At 55.8% G+C, this 7542-nt stretch carries 8 protein-coding genes; 3 read left to right on the top strand and 5 right to left on the bottom strand.

The genetic code is table 11. From position 1 onward, the window contains the following. Positions 1 to 53 precede the first annotated feature (53 nt). Positions 54 to 272: a general stress protein gene (locus G1E_RS02180; protein WP_004573951.1), complete on the top strand. Its 219-nt coding sequence runs from the start codon at positions 54 to 56 to the stop codon at positions 270 to 272. Positions 273 to 648: 376 nt separating this feature from the next. Here the strand turns inward: G1E_RS02180 and G1E_RS02175 are convergent, their stop codons facing one another. Then, positions 649 to 2196 (bottom strand): sensor histidine kinase, encoded by a 1548-nt coding sequence (locus G1E_RS02175; RefSeq protein WP_009681428.1) that lies wholly within the window; start codon positions 2194 to 2196, stop codon positions 649 to 651. Between the two features lie 183 nt (positions 2197 to 2379). Between G1E_RS02175 and G1E_RS02170 the strand changes: the two genes are divergently transcribed. Further along, positions 2380 to 2757, top strand: coding sequence for a response regulator (locus G1E_RS02170; RefSeq protein ID WP_009681429.1), 378 nt, complete (start codon positions 2380 to 2382; stop codon positions 2755 to 2757). 31 nt (positions 2758 to 2788) lie between these two features. On the opposite strand, the gene G1E_RS02165 is transcribed toward G1E_RS02170, so the two are convergent. From G1E_RS02165 to ligD, 4 genes are all read right to left on the bottom strand, one after another. Further along, positions 2789 to 3199 carry a response regulator gene (locus tag G1E_RS02165; RefSeq protein WP_009681430.1) on the bottom strand — a complete coding sequence of 137 codons (411 nt, stop codon included), beginning with the start codon at positions 3197 to 3199 and terminating at the stop codon, positions 2789 to 2791. Positions 3200 to 3282: 83 nt separating this feature from the next. Further along, the gene (locus G1E_RS02160) at positions 3283 to 3717 is read right to left on the bottom strand and encodes a hypothetical protein (protein WP_009681431.1); all 435 of its coding nucleotides are present in this window, start codon (positions 3715 to 3717) and stop codon (positions 3283 to 3285) included. Then, a complete protein-coding gene (locus tag G1E_RS02155) occupies positions 3714 to 3938 on the bottom strand; it encodes a DUF2188 domain-containing protein (RefSeq protein WP_009681432.1) in 225 nt (74 codons plus the stop codon). The genes G1E_RS02160 and G1E_RS02155 overlap by 4 nt, the downstream gene beginning before the upstream one ends. Before the next feature lie 4 nt (positions 3939 to 3942). After that, on the bottom strand, positions 3943 to 6729 hold the full coding sequence (ligD, locus tag G1E_RS02150; RefSeq protein WP_009681433.1) for a DNA ligase D: 2787 nt from the start codon (positions 6727 to 6729) through the stop codon (positions 3943 to 3945). 275 nt (positions 6730 to 7004) lie between these two features. On the opposite strand from ligD, the gene G1E_RS02145 reads away from it, so the two are divergent. Continuing rightward, positions 7005 to 7514, top strand: a complete 510-nt coding sequence (locus G1E_RS02145; protein ID WP_009681434.1) for an acyloxyacyl hydrolase — start codon at positions 7005 to 7007, stop codon at positions 7512 to 7514. Positions 7515 to 7542 lie beyond the last annotated feature (28 nt).

Genomic DNA, 7542 nt, shown 5'->3' with positions numbered 1-7542 from the left:
GACGTCCGAGTTGAACACAGACTTTCCTGTGTGACGACATGAGGTGAAAGATCATGGCTAACAACCAAACCAATCGTGGCCATCAAGGTGGTACTGCTCAGAACAATCCTGGCAATTTTGCCAATGATCGCGAGAAAGCGTCGGAGGCAGGTCGCAAAGGCGGGCAGAGCTCAGGCGGCAACTTTGCCAACGACCGTGAGCGTGCCTCCGAGGCGGGCCGTAAAGGCGGGCAAAACAGCCACGGCGGCGGTCGCGGTAGTGAAAACCGGTAACTTGAAATGAGCCTGGCCGGGGTGCATGGCACTCTGGCCACTTTTTGAGAAAATGAAAGCGGTCTCAAGAAGACAGCGAAATGGGCAACAAGGGTTTGCCTCTCGCTCGAAGACGACCACCAACGAACACCAGCGCTAATGACGCTGCCGCTAGCAACAGGCTCACCCCTAGCATCTCGCTAGTGAGGTTGTGAAACCCTGAAACCGCAACGCCGATTATGGCTAACATTCCTGAAAGCCCAGCGTAACCTACCGCAGTCATCAGCCATCCCCAGTTACGCATACCCTACTCCTCCAATGATGATGCCAGGTCTCGAATCAGCCTGATTACGACCATACGCATTTGGCTAAGTGCCATCGGTGTGTGCAGGCGCGCCTAGAGTTTGAAGCGTACATGGATACAACTTTTACTATCCTGCCGATCAACCTCCACTGCCGCGCTACCGTAACCGGAATAGCTTTTGACCAATCGCATGCCAAGCCCTGTACCTGTCGGCTTAGGATAATTATCAGGGAAGCCGTCGCCCTCATCCCTGACGGTGAGTAGCGCATGGTCGCCGGCATGCTTGACGGCCACCTCAATGTCGCCCTTGCCATACTTGAGGGCATTCGTGATCAGTTCAGAAATCACCAGTCCCAAGGGCGCCATTCTTTCTGGAGGCAATACGAAGTCGTCAGCCTCCAGCGCAATTTTCCGGTCAGCCAAAGCCCTGCCCAGATCCCCCAGCAGAGCAGTGAGGTAGTCACGAGCACGAAGTTCTTGTTCTTCGGCAGCTTGGTACAGCCGCTCGTGAACCGTGGCAATGGTCACCACTCGGCCTGCGGCGGTTTCAAGTTGCAATTTGACCGCTGCATCAGGCGTGAGATTGGCCTGCAGCAAGAGTAGTGTGTTTACCAGGTGAAGGCTGTTCTTGACGCGATGGTGGATCTCTTCGAGATAGAGGTCGCTTCGGTTTTGCTTGCTATTCTGGGCCTCGATGAGCGACAGCAATTGAGCTTCATATTGATGACGCTCGGTGATATCTCGCGATACGGCAATCATTCGCTCGACCTTGCCGTCCACTCCGAGGATCGGCGCCACCGTCACGTCCCACCATTTTGGATCATCTGCAGAGATGGGGTGATAGGCCTCGAATCGAGCGGTTTCCCCGCTGCTGACCTTTCCCATAGCCTCGCAAACAAGTGAGCGAGACTCCTCGGGCCACAAGTCTTGCCACCTCTGGCCTTTTACATCCGCCAGCTGGGTAGCCAGGAAGAGTAGCCCGGTTTCGTTCATGAACTCGATCTCGCCACTTGAAGTCAGGATCTCGACCCAGTCGGGACTAGCGTTCAGAAGTGTTTCCGAATACGGATCGGGAAGAGGGATATCTGCTCCCGCAGATAGTCGCTCAAGGGCCATGGAAATGACGTTCGAGATACCCTCCAAAAATACGAGATCGCTCTCTACAAAATCGTCCCCGTCACTGCTATCGGCTTCGAGAACGCCGAAGGGGCTAAGTACGCCCCGGATCGGGACGTTGATAGCCCGTTCGATTCCGTATTTCTTCAGCAGCTCCGGTGTTCGGAACCGGTGCTCCATGCCCAGATGGTTCGAGAGCACTGGCCTGTACGTTGCCAATGCATAGCCTGCCGGGCTTGCTTCATCGGCACCCACGGTAGCCTGACCGATGTCAGAAGCGTCCCAGCCCACACCGTGTGACAAAATGAAGCCTTCCCCCTCCTCTGCCGGCTGCAGCACCTTGGCGAAGCGAGTGCTCATCCCTTCAGCGACGACTTCACAGGCATGGGTCAGCAACAGATCCAGGTCAGTCAGCTTCAAGGATATGACGCCGAATTCCACCACCAGTTCATGTTGGCGGTGCAGACGCACGTGTGTCTTCTTCAAGGCGGCTCGGATGGTTTCGTCAGCTGGCAGCTGCTGCATAGTCTTCCCTTCAGATTGACAATATATGCCCCGGAAACCGGGCAGACCGTGAAGGCGGTTCGCTTGACGCCCTCCTACGATAGCCGCTAATCGCATGCGACGCTTGGCGCACCACTCATCGCTTCGGAGCAACATCAAATGGCCGGGAGGCCCTAACGCATACCAGAAGCGAGCTAACGACGCATGACCAAAACCATTTTGATCGTGGAAGACGACGAGCTACTCAGAGATCTCACCGCAGAGAGCCTCTCGTCACTTTACGCGGTAACCGTTACGTTCACGGCAAATGCTGACGAGGCGCTTCACCACCTTTCGCATGAAGAAACCCCTGCATTGGTAATGACCGATATCCACATGCCTGGCCGCATGGACGGATTAGGCCTGGCGCACGTAATTTGGCGCAGGTGGCCTACCCTACCCGTGATTTTGACGTCAGGACACGCAATCATCGATACCCACTTACTTCCGGTGAGGGCGGCATTCCTGCCCAAACCGTGGGGGATTACCGATCTGGCCTCGCTGATTAACAAGCTCGTAACCCTGCCCGCCATAGAGGCTTAAGCAAACCATGGGGGCGCAGATGCCTAATCACTCACTCGCCTGTGCCTACGGAAGCAGCGCTGAGTGCCTTACATATTGCGTCTGCTAGCTGATCAATCGACCATGGCTTGAACAGGTAGATCACAGGCGGGGTCACCTGCGACGCGTCCAGTTGATAGCCCGAGGTCAGAATCGCTGGCAGCCCAGGCCACCTCTCATGGGCCATGGAGATGAATTCCATTCCCTGAATGCTTCCAGGTACGCCGTGATCCACAACGATCAGCGAACATTCATCTTTAAGGCTCATCATGCTGATCAAGGCATCTTCGGCGTTATCGAATGCAGCGCAGGCGGCGCCCAATTCGCTAAGAATTTCCACCAGCAAGGTTCGAAGCGTCGGATCGTCTTCTATGACGATCACTGTCTTCCCTGACAGCGACAAACCCTTGATGTCGAGCCTCATCAGCTACTCCAGTCCATAGTCCAATCACCGAGTGTTTCACTCATGTGTCCGCACGTCGATGGGGGCTATAGGCCACCCAGCGCTCAGCGGCCTACCAATGTCGTCAAATGGGCCCGGCCTTCGCGCAGGAATATCTCCACCGTTTTAAGGCCTATACCCTCAAATTCCATTAGCCAGCGTACAAAACCCTCAATGCCTGTGGCTCCTTGCAGTGCTTCAAGTTGGGCAGCCAGTTCCACCTCAACCTTGTTGGCAAGGGCATGTAACCGTCGGGCGGTGGATTCGTCGTATCGTGTGTACCCGGCCTGACCGAGTAACCTGACAAGTGCCGAATGAGAGGTTTGAAAAAGCTTCTGCGGCGTATTCAGCCCCTGCTCATGGACAAGGATTCGGTATGCCTTCACAGTCACGGTTGAGCGGATGGGCTTGCCCATGAGAAAACTGGCCAGCAACCATCTGAACAGGCCAAGGTCATCCGCGACCTCTATGCCGAGGTCACGGGCAGTTACGTCCTTCAACCTTTGCTACGACGCGGGTCATCTGAGCGGGGGTAGGTACGCTCTTCTTCGATGGTACCGTCGGCCTTGTGGATTTTCACCGAGGCGGTTTTGCCCTCGAAGAACTCAGACAATGAGCTCACCAGTTCCTGCTTGGTGGTACTGCGTTTCGAAGCCCGTTCAGCTCCAGCCTTCTTGAGCTCCCAACCTTCTGCAGTCGGGCTTACGTGGTAGTTGTCCATCGTTCTACTCCTTCTGTTTCATGCCGATCCGCTGTCTCATCTCTGACGTGATGAGCTGCTTCGTACTGGCCAGTTCCGCCCAAGGATCATCACCGCCGAGCTCATCCAGACGCTCCTGGAGGTTGGTGATGTTCCACCTCGCTGCGGACTTGAGCTCGGCGACCTCCTCTCGGTAAATCGGGACAGATACAGGTAGCCCTTCACGAGCCCTGGCCGCATAGACATTGACCGTCGTAGCGCCTTTAGCGTTTCGCAAATAGTCGATGAAGATTTTGCCGATGCGATTTTTCGGGCCGAGCACAGCCGAAAACCGATCTGGAATGAGCTTGGCGATGTATTTCACCACCGCCTGGCTGAACGACTTCACCTCTTCCCATGAAGCCTTCGGAGTAAGCGGCACCATGATGTGGATACCCTTCCCTCCGCTGGTCTTCAGGAAGGACTGCAGGCCTAGTTCATCCAGCACCACCAGGGTGAGTTGTGTGGCCTCGACCATCGCCCTCCAAGGCAAAGCAGGATCTGGGTCGAGATCGAGGACGAAGCGATCAGGCTGATCAATGCGAGCGGTTGTGCCGTTCCAGGAGTGCAGCTCAATGGTGCTCATCTGCACCGCCCCGACCAGAGCTTCGACGCTGTTGATCACCATGCCGGCTTTGCCTGCCTCAGCCTTCGGCACGGTCGTGATGTTGGGTATCGCTAGGCGATCAGCATTCTTCTGGAAGAACAGCTCACCTGTGATGCCTTCAGGCGCTCGCACGAGCGCAATGGGACGATCTTTCAGGTGCGGCAAGAGCCAAGGTGAGACCTGGGCATAGTATTCCGCCAGCTCACGCTTTGTGAGGCCGCTGCTGGGATCGATGACGCGCTCGGGGTGCGTGATCTTAACCTTACTGCTTGTTGGTTTGGTCGCCTCCGCTTTGGCGGATGTCGCTTTTTTCGGCGCGGGCGCCGGCTTCTCTTCCGTGATGTCCTTAGCGGGCTTGTCAGTGCGGATGCCATGGAAGACGGCATGTCGCACCACACCATCCGAGGTGATCTCAGCAAACATGACCTCAGCCAGGAGCTCAGGCTTCAACCAATGGATGCCCTTGGCGTCGACACCCTTTGGCGGATGCGCCACCGGCACCTTTTTCTGCTCCAAAGGCAGCAGCTTCTTCAAGATGGTGGCGAGGGTCGACTCGGTGAATCCAGTGCCGACCTTGCCGGCGTACCGAAGCTCTCCGCTGTCCTTATTAGTCAGGGCCAGCACCAATGCTCCAAAGCCACTGCGAGCACCTTTCGGATCGGTGAAGCCAACGATCACGAATTCCTGGCGATGTTTGCACTTGAGCTTAATCCACGAATCGCTGCGCCTTGATACATAGGGGCTACCCGAGCGTTTCCCAATCAGCCCCTCCATCTTCATCTGGCACGCGCTGTTCATAAGCGCATCCACGTCTTCGGTGAAGTCGTCCGAGAACCGAAGCAAGGGATGTTCATTGCTTTCCATGACCTGTTTGAGAGCGGCTCTTCGCTGCTCCACAGGCACCAGGCGCAAGTCGGCGCCGTTGAGGTACGGGAGGTCAAACAGGTAGTAGATGATGCCTTGGCTCTTGCCTGCGTCGAACGCGTTCTGCAGCAGCTGAAAATCGGGGACACCTTCAGCGTTAGGGACAACGATTTCGCCATCCAGCCAGGCGCTCTCCAAGCCCAACTCTTTGATAGCTGCGGCCTGCTTCGACAGCTTGTCAGTCCAGTCATGTCCATTTCGAGTGAACAGGCGCACTTCGTCACCCTCGACTCGGCAGAGCATGCGATAGCCATCGAACTTGATTTCGAAGCGCCACTCATTGCCCTGCGGACTCGACTCGACGAGCGTGGCCAACTGCGGTGCTAGCTTCTCTGGGAGGTCTGCCGGTACTGCATGAGCCGTTCGGAGCGGCTCGGCTTTATCTGGTGACTCACTCGGAGTTGAGGATTTAGGCTTGCCTCGTTTCTTGGGAATGACGGTTCGGTCGCTGAGCACGCTGTTCGGCTGCTCCGACACGACATCGTAATCAGCGATCGGTCTGGCCGACTCGTCTTGGTGTTTGATGAGAAACCACTGCTCCTGCTTGCCTTCGATATTGGTTCGAACCAGATTCCACAGGCCTGATAGCTTCTCGCCCTGCAGTTCGAACTTGAGTCGGCCTTTGCGGTAGGCCTCGTCCGGATCACCTTGAGGGATCCAGATCCCACGATCCCACACGATTACCTCCCCGGCGCCGTAATGCCCTTTAGGGATGGTGCCTTCGAAGCTTGCATAATCGAGCGGGTGGTCTTCAACGTGAACCGAAAGACGCTTCACCTTCGGATCGAAGCAGGGCCCTTTCGGTATGGCCCAGCTCTTGAGCGTGCCGTTGAGCTCAAGTCGGAAATCGTAGTGGAGCCTGGTGGCGTCGTGCTTTTGTACGCAAAACTGCAGGGCCTGGGGTTCGGTGCGTTTGCCTCGCCTTGCTGGCTTCGATGAGCCTGACGGCTCCGGCGAAGCGGCGAAGTCGCGCATTTGATTGTACTTCTCTAAGCCCTGAACCTTGTCCGAACCACCTGCGACTTGGCTCGCTTGGCCGCTAAGCTTTTCCACCAGCGCCTCGAGCGAAATACCACGCTGCTTAGCCTCAGCCTCCAGCGTCTGCAAAACCAAAGTATCTCGCAGCTCCTGCAAGGACTCACCGGCCTCCAGAGCATTCGCCTCTGACAACATTTGTAGCTGCTCAACCGCTTCCGGATGGTCGACGCTAAAAGCTAGGAAAGCCAAGGTGATGTCATCCATGGAACGATCCTCCAAGTAGCAGCACCTTGAGTCTAGTAGCTGAATTCCCCTTTGATTTATCAGCTATCTTGGCGGTTCAGCGGCTGAAGAAACTTCTCTAGGGGAGGGTGACGGTTATCAATTGCCTTTGGTAGATGGTGATCTTGCTTCACCTGTTGTCGATCACAAAAATGGCAAATCAGCCAAAATCTCGCCATCTATGTCGAGGGGAGGAACGATTTGATAGCACTTCGATTCAGATAGGTAGCTAACAATAACCATCGTGGATTATCTGCATGAAGCATTTATTTTTCGGCACCCTTCTCACTATGGCCGCCTTTGCTACCTCCGCCGCTGAGCTATCAGGCTCCTTGGGCGCAACCAGTCAAGGTGGTCTCACCGCCAGAGTCGGGTTGGGAGTCGAGTGGGAGAAAAGCTGGCTTCGATCTGATACCGGCAGGCTGACAGGATACTGGGATGCCGGATACACCTATTGGGAAGCTGGCGATGCGGCAGGCAGCGCCCACTCGCTGTCCTTCTCTCCAGTGTTCGTTTACGAGTTCGCCGGAGGGGAAATCAAACCCTTCATCGAGGCAGGCATTGGGCTCGCGTTTTTCTCCAATACAAAGGTCGGCGATCAGAACCTTGGCTCAGCCTTCAACTTTGAAGACCGGATCGGGGTAGGTTTGAAAATTGGTGATAAGCAGCGAGTAGGGATAAGGGCGGTTCATTACTCCAACGCAGGCATCAAGCAGCCGAACGATGGCATCGAGTCATTCGCCTTGTTCTACAGCCATCAGATTTGATGTCGCAGGGCTGGTACTCCTGGCTAAA

The organism is Pseudomonas sp. TJI-51 (assembly GCF_000190455.2).
In the GTDB taxonomy this organism is placed as follows: domain Bacteria; phylum Pseudomonadota; class Gammaproteobacteria; order Pseudomonadales; family Pseudomonadaceae; genus Aquipseudomonas; species Aquipseudomonas juntendi.
The sequence above is the reverse complement of the archived record's forward strand: the minus strand, read 5'-3'. Positions and strand labels throughout refer to the sequence as shown.

Coding starts and splice junctions, on each gene's coding strand:
- G1E_RS02180 (WP_004573951.1), top strand. CDS start 54: ATGGCTAACAACCAAACCAATCGTGGCCATCAAGGTGGTACTGCTCAG.
- G1E_RS02175 (WP_009681428.1), bottom strand. CDS start 2,196: ATGCAGCAGCTGCCAGCTGACGAAACCATCCGAGCCGCCTTGAAGAAG.
- G1E_RS02170 (WP_009681429.1), top strand. CDS start 2,380: ATGACCAAAACCATTTTGATCGTGGAAGACGACGAGCTACTCAGAGAT.
- G1E_RS02165 (WP_009681430.1), bottom strand. CDS start 3,199: ATGAGGCTCGACATCAAGGGTTTGTCGCTGTCAGGGAAGACAGTGATC.
- G1E_RS02155 (WP_009681432.1), bottom strand. CDS start 3,938: ATGGACAACTACCACGTAAGCCCGACTGCAGAAGGTTGGGAGCTCAAG.
- ligD (WP_009681433.1), bottom strand. CDS start 6,729: ATGGATGACATCACCTTGGCTTTCCTAGCTTTTAGCGTCGACCATCCG.
- G1E_RS02145 (WP_009681434.1), top strand. CDS start 7,005: ATGAAGCATTTATTTTTCGGCACCCTTCTCACTATGGCCGCCTTTGCT.